The following is a 20,724-nucleotide window of genomic DNA, read 5'->3' as shown; positions in this document are numbered from 1 at the left end:
TGAAGCTGCGAAGCCGTGAAGCCATGGAACCGTGAAGTCGTGAAGCCGTGAAGCCGTGAAGCCGTGAAGCCGTGAAGCCGTGAAGCCGTGAAGCCGTGAAGCCGTGAAGCCGTGAAGCAATAGCATGGCAGCGGGGCCGCAGAATCCCGGGCGAGATACACACCGGGTTGTTACCGCTTGTGCACCATCATCCAAACCACATGGAGACGCATTTGATCAACAACGACCCACTGGTGCGCCAGCTCGGTCCGGCCGACCGCGATGCCTACTTCCAGCTTCGGCTGCGAGGACTAAAGGCACATCCGGAGTCATTCGGTCAAAGCTACGAGGAAGCGCTAGCCAAGGGCGCAGCACGGTACGATGCGATGTTGCAAGGCACACGCGCCGCCGAAGGCGAGTTTTTGCTGGGCGCCTACGCATCGGCCAATGCGCCGCTGATCGGCATGGTCGGATTGCTGCGCAGCCAGAGCGACAAGGAACGGCACAAGGCCTCCGTCGTCGGCATGTATGTCGCGCCGGAGGCTGCGGGCCGCGGCGTCGGGCGCGCATTGCTCGATGAGTTGCTGGCGCGCGCGACGCGAATAGAAGGCCTGCGGCAGATCCAGTTGATGGTGGGCAGCCGGAACGAGCCCGCCCGCAAACTCTACGAGTCGCTTGGTTTTCGCAAATACGGCTGCGAGATCGGCGCGCTGAACGTCAACGGGGTGTTCCACGACGCCGATCTGATGGCGCGCTTCATGTAACAGCTAACGGGTAGAGCTTCGGTCGCCCTGCTTAAGCACGCAATCCGTGCTATCTTTTTTAATCACTTTCCGCCACACCAACCCTGAAGCGGGTCACCTCCCGTTCCCGGGCTACCTTCGATCTGCCGCTCGTCAGTTAAATACCATGTCCGATCTTTCCACTTCGCTTCCGCGCGTACCCCGCCGTTTCGACATCAATCCGAAACCGCTAGGCGCCGCGCTCTTACTCATCGCGCTGGGCGCCGTCTATCTGGCGCAAACCGTGAGCGGCCGCCAGGCGGCGCTCTACGTTGTTGGCGCGCTGCTCGGCGTGTCGCTCTATCACGCGGCGTTCGGCTTTACCTCCGCGTGGCGGGTCTTTATCGCCGACGGCCGCGGCGCCGGTCTGCGCGCGCAAATGCTGATGCTGGCGCTCGGCGTGCTGCTGTTCTTTCCGGCGCTCGCCGCAGGCACGCTGTTCGGCCAGCCGGTGGTCGGCCTGGTCGCGCCGGCAGGCACGTCCGTGCTGGTCGGTGCCTTCATGTTCGGTATCGGCATGCAGTTGGGCGGCGGCTGCGCGTCCGGCACGTTGTACACCGTGGGCGGCGGCAGCACACGCATGATCGTCACGCTGGTGGCGTTCGTCATCGGCTCGGTTGTCGCAACCGCGCACATGCCGTTCTGGACGGCACTGCCGTCGCTCAAACCGCTTTCGATGGTGACCGCACTCGGAGCGGGCTGGGCGATCGTGTTGAATCTGGTCATGTTCGCCACGATTGCGGCCCTCACCGTATGGGTCGAACGGCGCCGTCATGGCCGGCTGGTCAGCGAACCGCTTCGCGAACCCCACGCGTCACCATGGCTGCACGGTCCGTGGCCCCTGTTCGTCGGCGCCATCGCTCTGGTCTTGCTCAACTTCGCGACCCTGGCGCTGTCCGGCCGCCCGTGGGGTGTGACCTCGGCGTTCGCGCTGTGGGGCGCCAAGCTGTTTGCCGCGTTGGGTATCGATGTGGCCAATTGGCCATACTGGGCCGCTCACGCCAACGCCGGCGCTCTGGCCGCGCCTGTTACACATGACGTCACCACGGTGATGGACCTCGGCATCGTCCTCGGCGCCATGACGGCCGCCGCGCTCGCCGGCCGTTACGCGCCGGTCTGGAAGGTACCGGCCCGTTCGCTGATCGCGGCCGTGGTCGGCGGCCTGATGCTCGGCTACGGAGCCCGTCTGGCCTATGGTTGTAACATCGGCGCCTATTTCAGCGGCATCGTGTCAGGCAGCTTGCACGGCTGGTTGTGGCTGGTCGCCGCTTTCGCCGGCAACGTGCTCGGCACCCGTCTGCGCCCGGCATTCGGCCTCGAAGTCGAACGGGTCCGCGCCAGCGGTTGCTAAACGTTACAAATGCGGCCTCATTTGTAACTGGGGCCGCACCAATCTGTTACGTCTCTGATGTGTCCCCATGGCGAGATCAATGAACGGTATTTATTACTTTTAATTGACCCCGCTTTCTATTTCCTTTCCAGTTCAACTCCTCAATTTCCGGTTCCCGGCCGCGACTCCGTCTTTGCTCAGACAAATTGCCGCAGACCCCATCACACAAGGGTTTCCACGGATTAGACGAAATTCGCGGGCCGCAAAAAACCACCGAAGCGCTCTCTATTACAGGTCCGTGAAAGAGTTACCGATATTAGATGTATCTTTTTGAGATATTTTTTTGAGAAGGGATTGATTTCTTGTTTTACCCTTCATACAATTCGACCCAAGCTGTTACGAAATGTAACGCGATGTATCAGGTGGTGACATGTAGCCGGAGGATCTCGTTTCCGGCGAGGCACAAAAGACATAACGGCAAAAAAAGCCGACATAGTAATTCGGGGCTTCGGAAACACAAAAAATGGACCGTAGCAGCGAGACGCTGGATTCAATCCGCGAGATTAACTTGTCTTACATCATGCTCGCGCAACGTATGTTGCGTGAGGACAAACCGGTCGGAATGTTCCGACTGGGACTGTCGTCGGAACTGGCTGATTTGCTTGCCGGGCTGTCGCTCGCGCAGATCGTCAAGCTGGCCGCTTCCGATCAGCTTTTATGCTTTTTCCGCTTCAACGACCACGCGATGTTGTCGGCGTTGACGCAAACGACGAAGCACGCAGCCGTTGCACCGACTCATGCGGCGATCCTACTTGCAGGCCAGCCTGCTGAGCAGTTTGCTTAATCGAGGTGACCGCGATGCTCAAGCGTAGCCTGACAGAAGACGCGCAAGAAGTTTTCCGTGCGATCGCGCTGATTGAACTCGGCGCGCGCATGCAAGTGCTCGAAAGTGAATTGACGCTTTCGCGCGACCGCATGATCCGCCTGTACCGCGAGGTGAAAGGCGTTTCTCCGCCCAAGGGCATGCTGCCGTTTTCGGCGGACTGGTACATGACGTGGCTGGCAAACATCCACGCGTCGTTGTTTTACAACACGTACCTGTTTCTGAAGAACGAAGCGCGCTGCTCGCATCTGGATGCGCTTACCAAAGGGTATCGGCTGTATCTGGAACATTGCCAGCACAGCGAAAGCGAACCGGTACTGGATCTGACGCGTGCATGGACGCTGGTCCGTTTTTTCGACGCCAATATCCTGCAACTGACGAAATGCTGCCGTTGCACCGGCAAGTTCGTCGCGCACAAGCACGATCTGCAACACAACGTGGTGTGTGGCGCTTGCCAACCGCCGTCGCGCGCCGGCAAGACCAAGAAGGCCGCCGCCGCTCGCCAGGAAGCGCTCGAAGCCGCGCAGATCGCGCAAGCCGCCTAAGTTGCCTTGAATCGATGATGGCCGGTCCAGCCTGATTCAAACCGAAGCAACCCGGAAGAAGGTCCGCCACCACGCGGACCTTTTTTATATTGTGTTTGCCGCCGTCAGAATCGCACCCGGCTCGCGCCTCGCATCCTGAAGCGGAGTGAGCCCGTTTTTCAACCGGGCATCGCGCGACAGACCCCTCTCCCTCAACGCCGCAGTCACCCCACCAGCCCCACCGTCTGCACCACCAGCCACAGGTTCGCCGCACTGATCAGTACGAACAGCGACCAGGCGACGAGCCGCGTCGGCAGCCGGTTGGCGAACTCACCCATCAGCGAACGGTCGTTCGTCATGCGGATCAGCGGATAAAGCGCGAACGGCAGTTGCAGGCTCAGCACGACCTGGCTTGCGACCAGCAATTTGCCGACCGCGCCGTTGCCCATCATCTGCACGCCGATCAGCGCCGGAATCAAGGCGAGTGCCCGCGTGATGAAGCGCCGTTGCCAGCACGGAATTTTCAGCTTGAGAAAGCCTTCCATGATGACCTGCCCCGCTACCGTGCCGGTGAAGGTCGAACTTTGCCCCGACGCCAGCAGCGTGATGGCGAACAGCACCGCCGCGAAACCCGTGCCGACGATCGGCGCCAGCAGCTTGTACGCGTCTTCGATCTCGGTGACCTGATTGTGGCCGGTGGCATGGAACGCGGCGGCCGCGAGAATCAGAATCGCCATGTTGATCAGCAACGCGAGCACCAGCGAGACGATCGTATCGATGCGCGACATGCCGATCGCCGACCTGATGCTGGCCGAATCGCGCTTCACCGCGCGCGTCTGCACGATCGACGAATGCAGATAGAGGTTGTGCGGCATCACGGTCGCGCCGAGAATGCCGATCGCCAGATACATCGGCTCGCGGCTGCTGAGCGCCTGCCACGAAGGAATCAGTCCTTGGGCAACCGACGGCCAATGCGGCTGCACCAGCGCCAGTTCGATGATGTAGCCAACGCCGATGGTCGCGATCAAGCCGAGCATGATCGCTTCGAGATCGCGGAAATTCTTGCCCTTCAGACCCAGTACGATCAGCGTGTCGAACGCGGTCAGCAACACGCCGGTGGTGAGCGAACACTTGAAGAGCAGATGGAAAGCCAGCGCGCCGCCGAGCACTTCGGCCAGGTCGCAGGCCACGATCGACAGCTCGGCAAGCAGCCACTGAAAACGCGCGACACCCGGTGAATAACGCAGCCGCGACAATTCCGCGAGATCCCGCCCGGTCGCGATGCCAAGACGCATGCTCAGGCATTGCAGTGCCATTGCCGCAAGACTCGACAGCATGACGACGAACAGCAGGCTGTAGCCGTAGCGCGACCCCGCTTCGATGTCGGTAGCCCAGTTGCCGGGGTCCATGTAGCCGATCGAAATCAGCAGACCGGGCCCGGCGAATTGAAGGATTTTTTTCCAGAATGGCGCGCCCTGCGTGACGCTGACCGAGCCTTGCACCTCGGATGGGCAAAAAGGCGCCGTGGCGGTGGTCGGTAGTTTGAACTGCAATCCGATGCTCTCTTGAAGGGGACACACCGCGGCGCTCCGTGCCGGACGCCGCGAACCGCCTCAAGTGTACAAAGAAACTTCCGGCAACGTTCCGTTCAGCGCATAACGGCCGACGTCGCGTACGCGATAGTCGAGCGGATCGTGCAGCGTGTGCACGCGCGCGTTGCGCCAGAAGCGGTCGAGCGCGAGCGGCGCGTGCGTGGCGCGCGCGCCGCAGGCGTCGAAGAGTTTTTCGCTGACGTCGAGCGCGGCGCGGTGCGCGACGATTTTCGCCTCAGAGGTAGCGAGTGCAACATGTGCGCGGGTTTCGGCGTCCAAAGCCGGGCCCTGTTGCCACGCATCCTCGAGCGCGAAGGCGGCACGTGTTGCCAGCGCTTCCGCGCTCACCGCTTGCAGCCGCATTTCGCCGAAACGCTGGATCAGGTAGGGATCGTCGGTGGCTTTATCGACGCCGGAAGAGATCCACGGCCGGCCATGCTGCGTGACGTAAGCGCGTGCTTCTTCAAGGGCGCCCTGGGCGATGCCGACGAACAGATTGGTCAACACCTGCTGCGAGATCAGCGTGCGCAGACTCGCGAACGGCGTGTCGGCCCGCTCCAGCACCTCATGCGGCTCGACTTTGACCTGCACGAAGGAGACGCTGCCGCTGTCGGTCTGCCGCTGACCGATCGGATTCCAGTCTTCATTGACGGTGATGCCTTCGCGCGTGGTCGGCACGACGGCGAACACCGGTTTGCCGGTCGCCGGATCGTGCGCGGACACCGTCATCATGTGTGAGCCGCGGGTACCCGAGCAAAAGCCTTTTTGCCCATCGAGACGATAGCCGCCGTCACTGGTTGCGTTTGCAACGAGCCGCGTGTCGAGCGGATTGACGGCATTGCCCCACCACCAGCGCCCTTCAACGGTGCCGCTCAGATAACGGGCGCGTTGTTCCGGATTGCCCCATACATTGACGCTGACCACCTGCAAGCACGTGAAGCCCAGCAAATGCGCGAGCGCACTGTCGACTCGCGCGATCTTCCGAATCGTCTCGTAGATCTCGGGCCAGCGCACGCCGGCACCGCCGAATTCACGCGGCACGGCGAGCGTGACCAGACCCGCGTCGGCGATCCATTGTTTTTCCTGCGCGGCGTGGCCGCCGTCGCGATCGCGCTGGGCCGCGCTGGCACGCAATGCGGCGAGCAAGCCGCTGAGGTCGCGCACCACGGGCGCGGCGCCGGCTTGCAAGTTTCCCAGTGCCTCGGGATGACGAGGTTCGTTCATGCAATGTCCACGTGAAGAGTTTTGGCAAGCGAGACGCCAATTATGCGCGTTGCGCAAGCCGTCGCACGAAGCGGTCGCCGACAAACTGCACCGCCGTCACAATCACGATCAGCAACACGATCACCGTGACCATCACGGTGGTATCGAAACGCTGGTAGCCGTAGCGGATCGCCAGATCGCCGAGACCGCCGGCGCCGACCGCGCCCGCCATGGCCGAGGAACCGATCATCGCCACCACGGTGATCGTGAAGCCGCCGAGAATGCCCGGCAACGCCTCGGGCAGCAGCACGTGCCAGATGATGTGCCGGCGTTGCGCGCCCATTGCCTGCGCGGCTTCGATCAAACCACGATCCACCTCGCGCAAGCTCACTTCGGCCACGCGTGCAAAGAAGGGAATGGCCGCAATGCTGAGCGGCACGATGGCCGCCCATACGCCGATCGTGGTGCCGATCAGCAAACGCGTGAGCGGCAGCAACGCGACCAGCAGAATGATGAACGGCGTAGAGCGGAACGCATTGACGAGCGCCCCGAGCGTGCTGTTGACCACGCGTTTTTCAAAGATGCCGCCGCGCGTCGTGGTGACCAGCACGAGCGCAAGCGGAATCCCAATCAGAGCCGCGACGAAGGCGGATACACCGACCATGACGATGGTGTCGCGAATGGCATCGGCGAGTTCCGAGAGCCAAAGATCAGACATAGCCGAGCACCTCGACATGGTTGGCATATTGACGCGCGCGTTCGAGCAACGTCGCAACCTGCTTTTGCACGGTGACGTCCGCCTTCGCGCGCACTTGCGCCGACATCACCAGACGCCCTTGCGCATGCCCCTGAATCCGGTCGAGCCCACCATGCACGAAGCTCACATGGCCGCCTTCCAGACTCAGGGCGGACGTCAACCCACCGAGATCCGGCTCACTCGCGTTGCTGCCGGTAAAGCGCACGTCGAGCAGAATCCGCGCATCCGCTTGCCCGATCTCGTGCAACGGTTTGACGCGCGCGGCAAGGTCCGCGGGCAGGTCATGCACCAAGGTGCGCAATAACGCGCGAGTCGCGTCATGCTGCGGGTCGCCGAACACGCGCCACACCGGACCGGTCTCCACCACTTCTCCGCGTTCGATCACCGCCACCGTATCGCAGACTTCGCGAATCACCTGCATCTCGTGCGTAATCAGCACGATGGTCAGATTGAGCCGCTGATTGATATCGCGCAGCAACGCGAGAATGGCCTGCGTCGTTTCAGGATCGAGTGCGGATGTCGCCTCGTCGCACAGCAGAATATCCGGGTCGGTCACCAAGGCGCGCGCGATTCCGACGCGCTGCTTCTGGCCGCCCGACAAACTCGCCGGATAAGCGTCGCGCTTGGTCGACAGGCCGACGAGTTCGAGCAACGCGTCGACCTTTTTGTCGATGGCCGCTTTAGGCGCTCCGGCGATTTTCAGCGGCAACGCGATGTTCTCGCGCACCGTTTTTGCGGAGAGCAGATTGAAATGCTGGAACACCATGCCGATGCGCCGCCGCATTGTCACCAGCCCGCGTTCGTCGAGTTCGCCGACGCTCACGCCATTGACGCGGACAGCGCCGGAACTCGGCTTTTCCAGACCGTTGACGAGCCGCAGCAGCGTCGACTTGCCCGCCCCGCTGCGGCCGATGATGCCGAATACCTCGCCGCGCGCTACCTTCAGCGTGACATTCGCCAGCGCCGCGGTCGGCACGCCGCGCGGGGTGGCGAATACCTTGCCCACATCGTCGAATACCACGGCTTCTTGCGTGGTATCAGCCGCGATGCGATTCAAGCCGAGGGACGGCGCGTCTTCAATGAACTGCGGCACGTCGAAAAGGTTGGCCATGATTTCGCTCCTCTCAGGCTGCCACGGTGGCTCGCGCGCCGGTTTGCGCGCGACGCCGATGCTGCGCGCCGGCATGCCCCTCTGGCAGTCGCGCGCGGCCGCCGCCGAACAGCTTTTCACGCAGCGTCGGCGCCGGGTCGTAGTCTTCCTTGTAGACGCCGCGATTCTGCAATTCCGGCACCACCAGATCGACGAAGTCTTCGAACGATTCGGGCATGACGGTACGCGTCAGATTGAAGCCATCGACGCCAGCCTCTTCGATCCACGACACCAGCTCATCCGCGATCTGCCGAGGTGAACCGACCACGGGCTTCGCGCGGCCACCAAGCGTCATCTGCTCGAGCACCTTGCGCTTGGTCCACACGCCGCTCACGCTCTTCTTCGAAATCGCTTCGACTGCCGATTGCATCGACTCGGTCTTCACATACGAAATCGGTTCATCCAGCTCGTAGCGCGAGAAGTCGATGCCAGTGGAACTGGAGAAATGCGCGATGCCGCCTTCGGCACTCGCATAGCGCCGGTACTCCTCGAATTTTTCCTGCGCGGCGCGTTCCGTTTCGCCCACTACGACAGTGATGCCGGCAAAGATCTTGATATCGTCAGGCGCGCGCCCGAAGCTCACCGCCCGTGCTCGAATGTCGTCGACAATTGAACGCGTGAGCTGCTTGTTCTGGCCGCCGACAAACACGCATTCCGCGTGACGTGCGGCGAAATCGACGCCGCGGCTCGACGAACCCGCCTGATACAGAACCGGCGTGCGTTGCGGCGACGGCTCACTCAAATGAATCGCGTCGATCGAATAGAACGGGCCGTCGTGTTTCGCCCGATGCACCTTGTCGGGATGCGAGAAGATACGCGCCGCGCGGTCGCGCACCACCGCGTCGTCTTCCCAGCTTTGCTCCCATAGCTTGTAGACCACCTCCATGTAGTCGTCGGCGCGATCGTAGCGGTCGTCATGGCTGATCTGTTGCGCGAGACCCATGCCGCGCGCCGCGCTGTCCAGATAGCCGGTGACGATGTTCCAGCCCACGCGGCCCTTGGTCAGATGATCCAGCGTCGACATGCGGCGCGCGAACAGATACGGCGGTTCGTACGTCAGATTCGATGTGACGCCGAAGCCGATGTGCTTCGTCACATGCGCCATGGCGGGCACGATCAGCGACGGATCGTTGATCGGAATCTGCACCGATTCGCGCAACGGGGTTTCCGGGCCGCCCTGGTAAACGTCGTACACACCGACGATATCTGCGAGAAAAATGCCGTCGAACTTGCCGCGCTCGAGCGTTTGCGCGAGGCTCGTCCAGTAGTCGAGGTCGGTGTAGTGCGCGGAACGGTCGCGCGGATGCGTCCACAAACCGTGGTTGATATGGCCGACCGCGTTCATGTTGAATGCGTTCAGCAGGATCTTTTTCTTCGCCATCGTACGACTCCTTGCTATGACAACGTTACTGGCTGCGTGGCGTGGTTACGTGACTCAGTTTCAGTTGGGCGGCTCGGTTGCGGGGCTCAGTTGCGGGGCTCAGTTGCATGAGCTTGCTGCGCAACTCACCAGGCAACGGCGTAGAGGTTGCCGAAGGCCTTATCGAGCGCGGCACGCACAGCGGGCGAATGCTGATAGATCGAGATGAACTTGCGGATACGCGGGTCGTTCGCACTTTCCGGACGCACGACCCATTGGATCGCGTAGTTCTTGTTTTCCAGACCGTCGAACAGCAGTGCGCTATTCGGATCGGCGGTGCCCGCAAGCTTGATGAAGCTCGGGTAACCCTGGGCCAGATCGACGTCGTCCAGCGAACGCGCCAGTTGCGATGCCTCGAGCTGGACGATCTTCAGATGCTTCGGGTTGTCGATGATGTTCAGCGTGGTGGCGCGATAGTCGATACCCGGCGTCAGCTTGATAAGACCGGCGCGTTGCAGCAACAACAGCCCGCGACCGCCGTTGACCGGATCATTGGCAATGGCGACCGTGGCGCCGTCTTTCAATTCGTCGAAGCGTTTGATCTTTTTCGAGTACAGACCGATCTTCATGATCGTGCCCGGCGCGATGGCGATGAAGTTATAGCCGCCCTGCTTCTTGGCGTTCTCGAGAAACGGAATGTGCTGGAAGTAATTGACGTCGATATCCTTGTTGGCGAGCGCGGCGTTCGGCGTATTCCAGTCGGTGAACTCGATGATCTTCACGTCGAGGCCCTGCTCTTTCGCCTCGCGCGCGGCCACTTTGAGCGCTTCTATTTGCGGGCTGGTGGCGGTGCCGATTTTCAATGTGGGCGAATCCGCCGCGCTTGCAGGCGCGGCGGACAACGCCAGTGCGAGGCCGAACACGCTGATGAGGGTTAAAGCCGGCGCGTGGAAGAAACGCCGCACAGTGGATAAGAAAATGCGCATGATGAGCTCGTTTAGATTTGGGCGAAGTGATTCTCGGAGCGTGCCGATCCAACGGCACGCGGCTGCGCATGCCTAAAAGGATCGGTCAACGGACATCTGCGGCGCGCGGGTCAAGCGGCGTGCAGCAGCAATAGAACGCGTGAGCGGATCAGCGCGGACAGCGGCAGGTCGGACAGGTCATCGCCTCTCTCCAGATGAGGTGCGAATCATCATAGATGGCGGGAAACCGGCGGTCTACGAACGGATTTTTGGAAGGAAAGCGGGAAAAACGATTTGGGGGAAGCGGGAAAAAACAAGTGATAAGCGGTCTGCCACGCCGAGTTCGATCGGCACAGCGTTCACAAGAAAACGCCGGACGCGCTTTCGCGCAGTCCGGCGTTCCACATAAAATGCCTTAGCAGATAAAGATAAATAGCAAACCTAGCGCTTCGCGACTTGCTCCGCCGGGACAGACGCAACAGCCGGACCCGAAGCCGGCGCAACCGCACCCACCGCCTCGTCGCCCGCAGCCTTGCCATCACCCCAGCCGCCGCCCAGCGCGCGAATCAGATTCACCGTCGCCACCGCTTGCGTGCCCGAAAGATGGCTCGCCTGCAGCTGCGAAATCAGCACCTGCCGCTCGCCGTCGATCACATCCAGATAGCTGACCGCGCCTTCCGTGTACTGCGTGCGCGACAGATGCGCCGCGCGCTGCGAGGCCACGACCGCATCGTTCTGCTCGCGCATCTGATCGTCGAGCAAACGCAGATCGGCGAGATTGTCTTCAACCTCACGGAACGCCACCAGCACCTGCTGACGATATTGCGCCACATCCTCGTCGTACTTCGAGCGGGCTTGCGCGAGATTTGCCTTGCGCCGGCCGCCGTCGAACAAGGGCAAGGTCAGCGCGGTACCGGCGAACGGGCCGAGAATGAACGCACGGCTCGACCACATGAACAGGTCGCCGAGCGTCGCCGATTCAAAGCCAGCCGCGCCAGTGATATCGAGCTTCGGGAAGAACGCCGACTTCGCCAGACCCACCCGCGCATTCGCCGCGATCATGGCCCGTTCCGCCGCCGAAATATCCGGCCGGCGTTCGAGCAGCGCCGAAGGCAGACCCGGCGGCACCCGCACCGTCACCGGCGCGAGCGGCGCTTCCGCGAACGAGAAATCCGCCGGCGGCTTGCCGAGCAGAATCGCGAGGCTGTGCTCCGAGGCGGCGCGCTGACGCGCCACGCCCACCGCATCCGCGCGCGCACTCGCGAGTTCGTTGCGGGCGCGCGAGACGTCCAGCTCGCCGATATCGCCTTCCTTGAAACGCCGTTCGACCAGCTTCAGCGTGTCCTCGCGCAACGCCACGGTGCGGCGGTACAAGTCCTGGTCCGTGTCGAGCTCACGCAACTGGAAGTAGTTCTGCGCGACGTCGGCTTGCAGCGACAACTGCACGGAACGGAACAACGCCTCGGTTTGCTGCTCGTCCGCACGCGTCGCATTCACATTCGACCCGACTCGCCCGAACAGATCGGCCTCATACGACGCGCCGACCTGCGCGCGCCAGATCGTACCGTTCGTACCGCCCACGCTATCCGGCTGGAATTGCGAGGCGGCCGACGCCCGTTCGCGCGTCGGGCCGAAGCCCGCGTCGAACTTCGGGAACCAGTCCGACTTCGCCGCCTGCGTGACCGCACGCGCCTGCTGCACGCGTGCCGCAGCCGCCTTCAGGTCCTGGTTCGCGGCGGCAGCCTGCTCTTCGAGCGCATTCAACTGCGGGTCGCCGAAAATCGCCCACCATTCGCCGCGATGCGCGTCGTCGGCGGGTTGAGCTGGCTTCCACGTGCCGGTGTCCTGCGCCGAAGCCGAAGCCGTAGCCGGAGCCGAGGTAGCGGACGCGCCCGATGCAGCAGCAGGCGCTTCCTTGAACGCGACCGGCGTGTCCACCTCCGGCCGCTTATACGTGGGTTCCACGGAGCAGGCCGCGAGCAACGCCACCAGCAAACCGCTGGCAGCCGCCCGGCCCCACCCGCCTAAAGATTCAAAGCGATTCATTGTTATTTTCTCCTCAGACGTCCGTCACCGGCGCCCCATAGTGCGGCGAGTCCTTCTGCGCGACGTGAATCGTCCCACCCGCCAGCGTACGCAGCACCACATAGAACACAGGGGTCAGCATCAGACCGAACAGCGTCACGCCGAGCATGCCGAAGAACACCGCGATCCCCATCGCATGACGCATCTCCGAACCGGCTCCGCTCGACAGCACCAGCGGCACCACACCCATGATGAAAGCGATCGACGTCATCAGAATCGGACGCAGACGCAAGCGGCTCGCCTCGATAGCCGCCGACAGCGGCGAATGCCCGTCATGTTCGAGTTCGCGAGCAAACTCGACGATCAGAATCGCGTTCTTCGCCGACAGCCCCACCAGCACCATCAAACCGATCTGCGTGAAGATGTTGTTGTCACCACCTGTGAGCCACACGCCGGTCAGCGCGGACAACACGCTCATCGGCACGATCAGGATCACCGCGAGCGGCAAGGTCAGGCTTTCATACAGCGCGGCGAGCACGAGGAACACGAGCAGCACGCTGATCGGGAACACCCACAGCCCCGCATTGCCGGCGATGATCTGCTGATACGTCAGGTCGGTCCATTCGAGCTTCACGCCATGCGGCAAGGTTTCGGCCGCCACGCGTTCGGCCGCGGCCTGAGCCTGGCCCGACGAGAAGCCTGGCGCCGGTCCACCGTTGATGTCGGCGGCCGTATAGCCGTTGTAGCGCACCACCATTTCCGGACCGTACGTCGGCGTCACCGTGACCAGTGACGACAACGGCACCATGTCTCCCGCCGCGTTACGCGTCTTCAGTTGCAGGATGTCGTCGGCACGTTGACGGAACGGTGCGTCCGCCTGCACCCGCACCTGATACACGCGGCCGAAGCGGTTGAAGTCGTTCACATACAGCGAGCCCAGATAGATCTGCATCGTGTTGAACACGTCCGTGACCGGCACGCCGAGTTGCTTGGCCTTCACGCGATCCAGGTCGACGTTCAATTGCGGCACGTTGATCTGATAGCTCGAGAAGGTCGGTCCGAGTTCAGGCGTTTGCGCCGCCTTCTTCACGAACGCTTCCGCCGCTTTGTTCAACTCCGCATAGCCCACCGCGCCGTGATCTTCCAGTTGCATCTTGAAGCCGCCAAGCGTGCCGAGACCTAGCACAGGAGGCGGTGGGAACACCGCGACGAACGAATCCTTGATCGCCGCGTACTGCTGGTTCAACGCCCCGGCAATCGCGCCGGCCGAGAGCTTCTTGTTGCCGCGGTCCTTGAAAGGCTTCAACGTGACGAACACGATGCCCGCGCTCGAACTATTGGTGAAGCCGTTCACCGACAAACCCGGGAACGCCACCGCGCTTTCCACGCCCGGCTGCTTCAAGGCAATCGAGCTCATCTCGCGGATCACTTTTTCCGTGCGATCCAATGATGCGCCGTTCGGCAACTGGGCAAACGCGATCAGGTATTCCTTGTCCTGCGCCGGCACGAAGCCACCCGGCACGACGCGCGAGATCAGCACCGTCGCGCCCAGCAGGATCGCGTACACCGCGAGCATCGCCCCTTTACGGCGCAGTACGCCCTTCACGCCGCCGCCATACGCCGTCGAACCGCGATGGAACACCTTGTTGAAGCCCTTGAAAAAGCGGCCCAGCACGCGATTCATCACACGCGTCAGGAAGTCTTCCTTCGCGCCGTGGCCGCGCAACAGCAACGCGGACAAAGCCGGCGACAAGGTCAGCGAGTTGAACGCCGAGATCACCGTCGAGATCGCGATAGTCATCGCGAACTGCTTGTAGAACTGCCCCGTCAAGCCGGTCATGAAAGCGAGCGGCACGAACACCGCGACCAGCGTCAGCGCGATCGCGATAATCGGCCCACTGACTTCCTGCATTGCCTTATACGTCGCATCGCGCGCACTGAGCCCGTTTTCGATATTCCGCTCGACGTTCTCCACCACCACGATCGCATCGTCCACCACGATCCCGATGGCGAGCACCATGCCGAACAATGACAACGCGTTGATCGAGAAGCCGAACGCGAGCAGCAACGAGAACGTACCCACGATCGACACCGGCACCGCAATCAGCGGAATGATCGACGCCCGCCACGTTTGCAGGAACACGATCACCACGATCACCACCAGCGCGATCGCTTCGAGCAGCGTGTGGATCACGGCCTCGATACTCGAGCGCACGAACTGCGTCGGGTCGTAGACGATCTTGTATTCGACGCCCGCCGGCATGTCTTCGGCCAGTTCCTTCATCGCGGAGCGAACCTGGTCGGAAATCGCCAGCGAGTTCGCACCCGGTGCCTGATTGATGGCGAGCGCAACCGCCGGCTTATTGTCGAGCAACGAACGCAGCCCGTATTCCGACGCCGCCAGTTCGACGCGCGCGATATCCCGCAGGTACGTCACGCCGCCATCCGGCGCGGTCTTGACGATGATGTCGCCGAATTCGCCCTCAGTCTTCAGACGGCCACGCGCATTCACCGACAACTGCAATTGCGTGCCCGGCACCGAAGGCGATGCGCCGATCACACCGGCTGCCACCTGAATGTTCTGCTCACGGATCGCGTTGACCACTTCGGTCGCCGTCAAACCACGTTGTGCCACTTTCTGCGGATCGAGCCAGACGCGCATCGCGTAGTCGCCCGAACCCCACAACTGCACTTCGCCTACGCCCTGAATCCGCGCGAGCCGATCCTTGACGTTCAACAGCGCGTAGTTGCGCAGATACGTCATGTCGTAGCGATTGTTCGGCGAGATCAGGTGGACCACCATCGTCAGGGTCGGCGAACTCTTGATGGTCGTGATGCCGAGGCGCTGCACGTCTTCCGGCAGGCGCGGCAGCGCCTGGTTGACGCGGTTCTGCACCAGCTGCGTCGCGAGGTCCGGATTGGTGCCGAGCTTGAAAGTCACCGTCAGCGTGAGATTGCCGTCGCTATTGGCTTGCGACTGCATGTACAGCATGTTCTCGACGCCGTTGATCTGCTCTTCGAGCGGCGCCGCTACAGCCTCGGCGATCACTTTCGGATTGGCGCCCGGATACTGCGCGTGCACCACCACCGAAGGCGGCACGACTTCCGGGTACTCCGAGATCGGCAGCTTGAAGAGCGAAATGATGCCCCCCAGCAGGATCAATACCGATAGCACGCCGGCAAAGATCGGTCGATCGATGAAAAATTTGGATATGTTCATGGGAAGCTCTTAACGTTGGAGCGTGCGCCCGCTTCAACTACGCGAATGACGCGGTAAGCGCGGCGCACGGGGCTCACGAGTTCTTGTCCGCTGCCTTCGCTCGCGTCTGCGCAAGCGGCGCGCTGTTCGGATCCTGGTCGGCGGTCATCGGCACCATGTGGGCGCGCACTGCATCGCCCGGACGCACGCGCTGGATACCGTTCACGACGATTCGATCGGACGCCTTCAGGCCGCCATTGACGACGCGCAGGTTGCCCTGCATGCCGCCCACCGCGATTTCGCGGTAGACGACGTGGTTGTTCTGGTCCACCACCAGCACGAATTTCTTGTCCTGGTCGGTCCCCACGGCTGCGTCGTCGATCAGGAGTGCCGGATGCGGCTCGCTGCCGCCGACCTTCACGCGTGCGTACAGACCTGGGATCAATGCACCATCCTGGTTATCGAATTTCGCCCGCACGCGGATCGTGCCGGACGACGTATCGAGACGGTTATCCACCGACTCGATGACGCCGCTGCGCGAATAGCCGCTTTCGTCCGCGAGACCCAGCTCCACCGGCACCTTGCTGCCATCCTTCGCGCGGCTCAGGTACTGCAGATAGGTTTGTTCGTCAGCGTCGAACGATGCGTAGATCGGCGAAACCGACACCAGCGTTGTCAGCGGCGCCGAGCTTGCCCCCGCGGATACCACGTTGCCCACCGTGATTTCCGCGCGCGACACGCGGCCCGCGACCGGGGCGACGATCTTCGTGTAGCCGAGATTGATGCGCGCGGTTTCGACGGCGGCCTGCGCGGCCTTCAGGTTCGCGCTCGCTTCACGCGCGGCGTTCTGCTTCTCGTCGTAATCGCGTTTGGCGATAGCGTTGTCGGCGATCAGGCGCTGCGCGCGTTCCCAGTCGCTTTGCGTGTAGCCCGTACGCGCCTGCGCGGCCGCGAGTTGTGCTTCGGCGCGATCGACTTCGGCTGCGTAGGGGCGCGGATCGATCACGAACAGCGTGTCGCCCTTCTTCACGAGCGCGCCGTCCTTGAAGTTGACGGACACGATCGTGCCAGGCACTTGCGAACGCACGTCGACCTTTTCGACCGCTTCGAGACGGCCCGAATAGCTCTGCCAGTCGGTGATGGTTTTTTGCACCACGGTGGCCACATCGACTTCCGGCACGATGGTGGGCGCGGCGGGCGAGCTCGCGTCAACGCGAATCGCGCCAAACGTGCCCAGTCCGGCCACGACGACCACGGCTAGCGCGGCAATCGCCACACGGCGACGGGAAAGAGGAAGGATAGTCATGAGAAGCTCCCGGTATCGTTGATTAAAGTTCTGGTTATTTCTGTTTCAGCGATGGGCGCGCGCATCGAAGCGCCATTGAAAAAATCTCACCGCTTCCTGCAATGCGGGTGGATGGTCGGCCAACGCGGCGTGCGAGATGCTCGGATAGCGGACCACCTGGGTCAGCACACCGGCGTCGATCAGACTGCTCGCGTATTTCTCCGCCTCCACATGCAGCACATCGTTTTGCGCCGTCACGATCAGCGTGGCCGGCAGGCCCGCGAGGCGCGACGATTCGAGCGGCGCCGCATACGGATGCATGCGTTGCGACGCTTGCGGCAGATACGCGCGATAACACGCCGCGCACTCTTTCGCGGTGATGTCCGAGCCGAGCCGTTGCTCATCGCCGAGGCGCGTGAGGCTCGGATCGAGCATCGGTCCGAATAGCGCTTGCGCGGCGATGCGCACATCGCCACGGTCACGCGCGATGAAAGCGAGGCAGTTGGCCAGCTGCCCGCCCGCATCGTGGCCGGCCACGCCGACCTTCTTGCTATTTCCGCCAAACGCGCGTGCCCGGGTCTGCACCCAGAGTGCCGCGCGATGCGCGTCTTCAGGCGCCGCCGGAAACGGAAACTGGGGCGCCAGCGAGTAACCCACCGAGACGACCAGAGCCGGTAAGTGTTCTGCTAAATAACGTGCAGCGTAGTCGGCCTGATCGATCGAGCCCTTGGTAAAGCCGCCACCGTGGAAATAAAGCAGTACTGGCAGTGCGGTTTTCTCGGGCTGCCGGTACAAACGCAACGTGATGTCCTGCGCGTGCCCTTCGATCTGCACGTCGGTGACGTCGAGTGCCGTGCTATCAACCCGTGCCGGGCCGCTGCCGGCGGGCACAAAGGAGTACGGCGGTTTAAATGCATCCATGTCGAGCCGCGCAATGCGCATAGAACTTCAATGGTGCGAATTGTGGGTTCGGCAGACTCGTAAATAAATGCCTATAATCCGGCAACACAATTCGGCGCCCTTGAACAATCGAATGCGATTGCTCTGCGGATTCGATTTCTGCTCAGAGCGCCCGCCCCTATCTGGAGGTTTGCAATGGACCGGCTTCAGGCCATGCAAGTGTTCACGCGTGTCGTCGACACCAACAGTTTTACCCGTGCTGCGGAAACGCTCGATCTACCGCGCGCATCCGTTACCACCATCATTCAGAACCTCGAAGCGTTCCTCGGCACGCGTCTGATGCACCGGACCACGCGGCGTTTGTCGCTGACGCCGGACGGCGCCGCGTATTACGAACGCTGCGTGCGCATTCTTGCGGACGTCGAAGAGACCGAGGCCAGCTTCCAGAGCGGCAACAAGAAACCGCATGGCAAGTTGCGCATCGACATGCCGGGATCGATTGGGCGCTTGCTGGTGATTCCTTCGCTGTGTGAATTCCACACGCGCTACCCGGACATCGACCTGCAACTCGGATTGACGGACCGGCCTGTCGATCTGTTGCAGGAAGGCGTGGACTGCGTGATACGTGTGGGCGCGCTACAGGATTCGTCGCTAGTGGCGCGGCGTATCGGTTTGTTCGAGGGCGTGACATGCGCGGCCCCGGACTACATCGAGCGCGCGGGTATGCCGACTTCGCTCGAGGATCTCGAGAATCACAAAGCAGTCAATTACTTTTCGAGCCGCACGGGACGCACGCTCGATTGGGCCTTCAAGGTTGATGGCAAAGAAGTCGAAGTGAAAATGAAGGGCATTGTGTCGGTGAACGACTCTGACGCCTACGTAACCTGCGGGGTGGAGGGCTTCGGCCTGATACAGCCGGCGCTCTTCATGGTGCTGCCGCATCTGCGTTCGGGACAGCTGGTTGAAGTACTGCCGGAGCTGAAGCCTTTGCCGATGCCGATTTCCGCAGTCTATCCGCACAGTCGCCATCTGTCGCCTAAAGTCCGTGTTTTCGTAGACTGGATTGCCGAGGTATTCGACCGCTGCCCGTTGTTGAGCGGTCGCGGCAGTCTCGACGCGACATGCACCAAGCGCACTTTCGAAGAGCGCGAATCTGCTCCGATGCTCGACACGCCGGTGATAACGGAATGGGTCGCGTGATTCGCGCGAGTTGAAGTACCGAATATGGAACAGTGAATTCCAGCCGCGGCGCTAATGCCGCGGTTGCCTGCTTTACTTGATGGTTATCGCGATTGTTCTGGAATTGCGACAATTCATTTCGCGAAACCGCGATTTATCCGGCTCGCCTCGAAGGCTACATTTCACCCTGTCGCAGCGCTGCCTGTGCTGCAAATGAATCGACAGGAGTGAATCATGAAACGCAATCTCTTAGCAGGTCTGGCTCTTTCGGTGCTTGCGAGCGCGCCGGTGTTTGCTCAAAGCAACGGCGGCGGCGGCATTGGTCGTGCAGGCACGTATGAGACGCAACCTGCGGCGAGCGTTGGCGGCAAAACTCGCGCTGAAGTTCAGGCTGAACTCGTCGCGGCGTATCGCGATGGATCGTTGCCTGCGCTGAATCGCACGACGTATCCGAATAAAGGTCTGATTGGGCAGACGCAGGCTGCGCGGATTGCCTTGCAGGAAGGTAAGAGCGGCGATGTGACTCGTGTTGCCAATGGGCAGTAAGGCGGCTTCGCCGCGGATGATTCGGTTTCCAAAGTAACTGATCATCGCGGTCGCGGATGGGCACTTTTTTAAAAGGATTACATCATGACTCCCTCTGAACTCGATAACTGGGATACAGATGTTGCTGTTTGGACGCCGTATCGGGCGCCACAAAGGTAGGGTCTTGCGTGGCGCTTGGGTGTTTGGCTACGGCGTTGGGGTTTTAGTGGTCTTTTTGCCTGCGCGGTGGTTAGTTAGTGTCTGTGTGCCTACGGCGTTGGCCTTTCCTTGATTTGTTATTGGTTTATTAGCGTCGCCCCTGTGCGGGGCAGGCACCTACTTTTCTTTGCCTGCCGCAAAGAAAAGTAGGCAAAAGAAAGCGGCTCAACCCGCTAATTCTTAAGCGGGTTCCCCGCACAGTTGCGGTAGTGGTGCATCTGGAATCTGCGTTCTCGCACATTCGGCCCCGGTGACAAGGCAGTCATACTTCCGGCGGCGCTGCGCGCGCCGAAAAGTACCTCGCAAACCGACGCGCGTTTTCATTCTCGCGTTTATGCTCCCTACCGCAGGTCGCATCGAATCGTCACGACCCCCGCTATTGGCTACTGTTAACGCGATTGCCCCCCGCCGCGACGTACCCGCTTCGTTTGATCCGCGTTTGCTACGTTCATTCGCGGCTTTCTTCATTCGCTGGCCGCGTTCATTCGCTAGTGGTGTTCATTCGCTGGCGGCGTTCATTTGCTGGTGGTGTTCACTCGCTGGCGGTTTTGTCGCTAAGTTACTTGAGCGCCTCGCCGAGGCGAAGCTGATGGCCCTCACCGCATACAAGCGAAGCCAAGGGTTCTGACGAACCCTTCCGGCGAGCACGCAGTGCGAGGCGGGAAGTATGACTGCCTGGTCACTCACGTCGAATGTGCGAGAGCACGGATTCCAGATGCACCACTGCCCCCTCCAAGCCGGGGGACCCGCTTAAGAGTTAGCGGTTTGAGCCGCTTTCTTTTGCCTACTTTTCTTTGCGGCAGGCAAAGAAAAGTAGGTGCCTGCCCCGCACAGGGGCGACGCTAATAGACCAATAACAAATCAAGG

Annotated in this window: 16 protein-coding genes; 6 read left to right on the top strand and 10 right to left on the bottom strand. The window is 61.7% G+C overall.

The window, feature by feature from the left end:
• Positions 1 to 200 precede the first annotated feature (200 nt).
• The 4 genes from QOC89_RS27930 (at position 201) to flhC (ending at position 3,519) form a co-directional block, all read left to right on the top strand.
• Positions 201 to 743, top strand: a complete 543-nt coding sequence (locus QOC89_RS27930) for a GNAT family N-acetyltransferase (protein WP_323047989.1) — start codon at positions 201 to 203, stop codon at positions 741 to 743.
• Between the two features lie 145 nt (positions 744 to 888).
• Entirely contained in the window at positions 889 to 2,112 is a 1,224-nt protein-coding gene (locus QOC89_RS27925; RefSeq protein ID WP_323047988.1) for a YeeE/YedE family protein, read from the top strand.
• Positions 2,113 to 2,614: 502 nt separating this feature from the next.
• Positions 2,615 to 2,935, top strand: a complete 321-nt coding sequence (flhD, locus tag QOC89_RS27920) for a flagellar transcriptional regulator FlhD (protein ID WP_035558891.1) — start codon at positions 2,615 to 2,617, stop codon at positions 2,933 to 2,935.
• 14 nt (positions 2,936 to 2,949) lie between these two features.
• Positions 2,950 to 3,519 carry a flagellar transcriptional regulator FlhC gene (flhC, locus tag QOC89_RS27915; RefSeq protein ID WP_323047987.1) on the top strand — a complete coding sequence of 190 codons (570 nt, stop codon included), beginning with the start codon at positions 2,950 to 2,952 and terminating at the stop codon, positions 3,517 to 3,519.
• Between the two features lie 203 nt (positions 3,520 to 3,722).
• Here the strand turns inward: flhC and QOC89_RS27910 are convergent, their stop codons facing one another.
• The 10 genes from QOC89_RS27910 to QOC89_RS27865 all read right to left on the bottom strand — a co-directional run bounded on the left by QOC89_RS27910 (position 3,723) and on the right by QOC89_RS27865 (position 17,955).
• Complete coding sequence (locus tag QOC89_RS27910; RefSeq protein ID WP_323047990.1) at positions 3,723 to 5,051, bottom strand: Nramp family divalent metal transporter; 1,329 nt, start codon at positions 5,049 to 5,051, stop codon at positions 3,723 to 3,725.
• Positions 5,052 to 5,111: 60 nt separating this feature from the next.
• Entirely contained in the window at positions 5,112 to 6,314 is a 1,203-nt protein-coding gene (locus QOC89_RS27905; RefSeq protein ID WP_323047986.1) for an acyl-CoA dehydrogenase family protein, read from the bottom strand.
• Between the two features lie 40 nt (positions 6,315 to 6,354).
• Entirely contained in the window at positions 6,355 to 7,011 is a 657-nt protein-coding gene (locus tag QOC89_RS27900) for a methionine ABC transporter permease (RefSeq protein WP_120344862.1), read from the bottom strand.
• Complete coding sequence (locus QOC89_RS27895) at positions 7,004 to 8,161, bottom strand: methionine ABC transporter ATP-binding protein (RefSeq protein WP_323047985.1); 1,158 nt, start codon at positions 8,159 to 8,161, stop codon at positions 7,004 to 7,006. Before QOC89_RS27895 ends, QOC89_RS27900 begins: the two co-directional genes overlap by 8 nt.
• Before the next feature lie 13 nt (positions 8,162 to 8,174).
• Positions 8,175 to 9,581: an LLM class flavin-dependent oxidoreductase gene (locus tag QOC89_RS27890; protein ID WP_323047984.1), complete on the bottom strand. Its 1,407-nt coding sequence runs from the start codon at positions 9,579 to 9,581 to the stop codon at positions 8,175 to 8,177.
• A gap of 125 nt (positions 9,582 to 9,706) precedes the next feature.
• Complete coding sequence (locus tag QOC89_RS27885) at positions 9,707 to 10,546, bottom strand: MetQ/NlpA family ABC transporter substrate-binding protein (protein WP_323047983.1); 840 nt, start codon at positions 10,544 to 10,546, stop codon at positions 9,707 to 9,709.
• 420 nt (positions 10,547 to 10,966) lie between these two features.
• Positions 10,967 to 12,571 (bottom strand): efflux transporter outer membrane subunit, encoded by a 1,605-nt coding sequence (locus QOC89_RS27880; RefSeq protein WP_323047982.1) that lies wholly within the window; start codon positions 12,569 to 12,571, stop codon positions 10,967 to 10,969.
• 13 nt (positions 12,572 to 12,584) lie between these two features.
• Complete coding sequence (locus QOC89_RS27875) at positions 12,585 to 15,770, bottom strand: efflux RND transporter permease subunit (protein WP_323047981.1); 3,186 nt, start codon at positions 15,768 to 15,770, stop codon at positions 12,585 to 12,587.
• A 73-nt stretch (positions 15,771 to 15,843) separates the two neighbouring features.
• Positions 15,844 to 17,055 carry an efflux RND transporter periplasmic adaptor subunit gene (locus tag QOC89_RS27870; protein ID WP_323047980.1) on the bottom strand — a complete coding sequence of 404 codons (1,212 nt, stop codon included), beginning with the start codon at positions 17,053 to 17,055 and terminating at the stop codon, positions 15,844 to 15,846.
• Between the two features lie 45 nt (positions 17,056 to 17,100).
• Complete coding sequence (locus tag QOC89_RS27865; RefSeq protein WP_416340486.1) at positions 17,101 to 17,955, bottom strand: alpha/beta hydrolase; 855 nt, start codon at positions 17,953 to 17,955, stop codon at positions 17,101 to 17,103.
• A 174-nt stretch (positions 17,956 to 18,129) separates the two neighbouring features.
• Between QOC89_RS27865 and QOC89_RS27860 the strand changes: the two genes are divergently transcribed.
• Both QOC89_RS27860 and QOC89_RS27855 read left to right on the top strand, forming a co-directional pair.
• Complete coding sequence (locus tag QOC89_RS27860; protein ID WP_323047978.1) at positions 18,130 to 19,134, top strand: LysR family transcriptional regulator; 1,005 nt, start codon at positions 18,130 to 18,132, stop codon at positions 19,132 to 19,134.
• Positions 19,135 to 19,347: 213 nt separating this feature from the next.
• On the top strand, positions 19,348 to 19,659 hold the full coding sequence (locus tag QOC89_RS27855; protein WP_323047977.1) for a DUF4148 domain-containing protein: 312 nt from the start codon (positions 19,348 to 19,350) through the stop codon (positions 19,657 to 19,659).
• Positions 19,660 to 20,724 lie beyond the last annotated feature (1,065 nt).

The sequence above is a fragment of the Paraburkholderia sp. genome (genome assembly GCF_034668105.1).
GTDB lineage: Bacteria > Pseudomonadota > Gammaproteobacteria > Burkholderiales > Burkholderiaceae > Paraburkholderia.
Note: the sequence above shows the minus strand (reverse complement) of the source record. Positions and strands in the feature narration are given on the sequence as shown.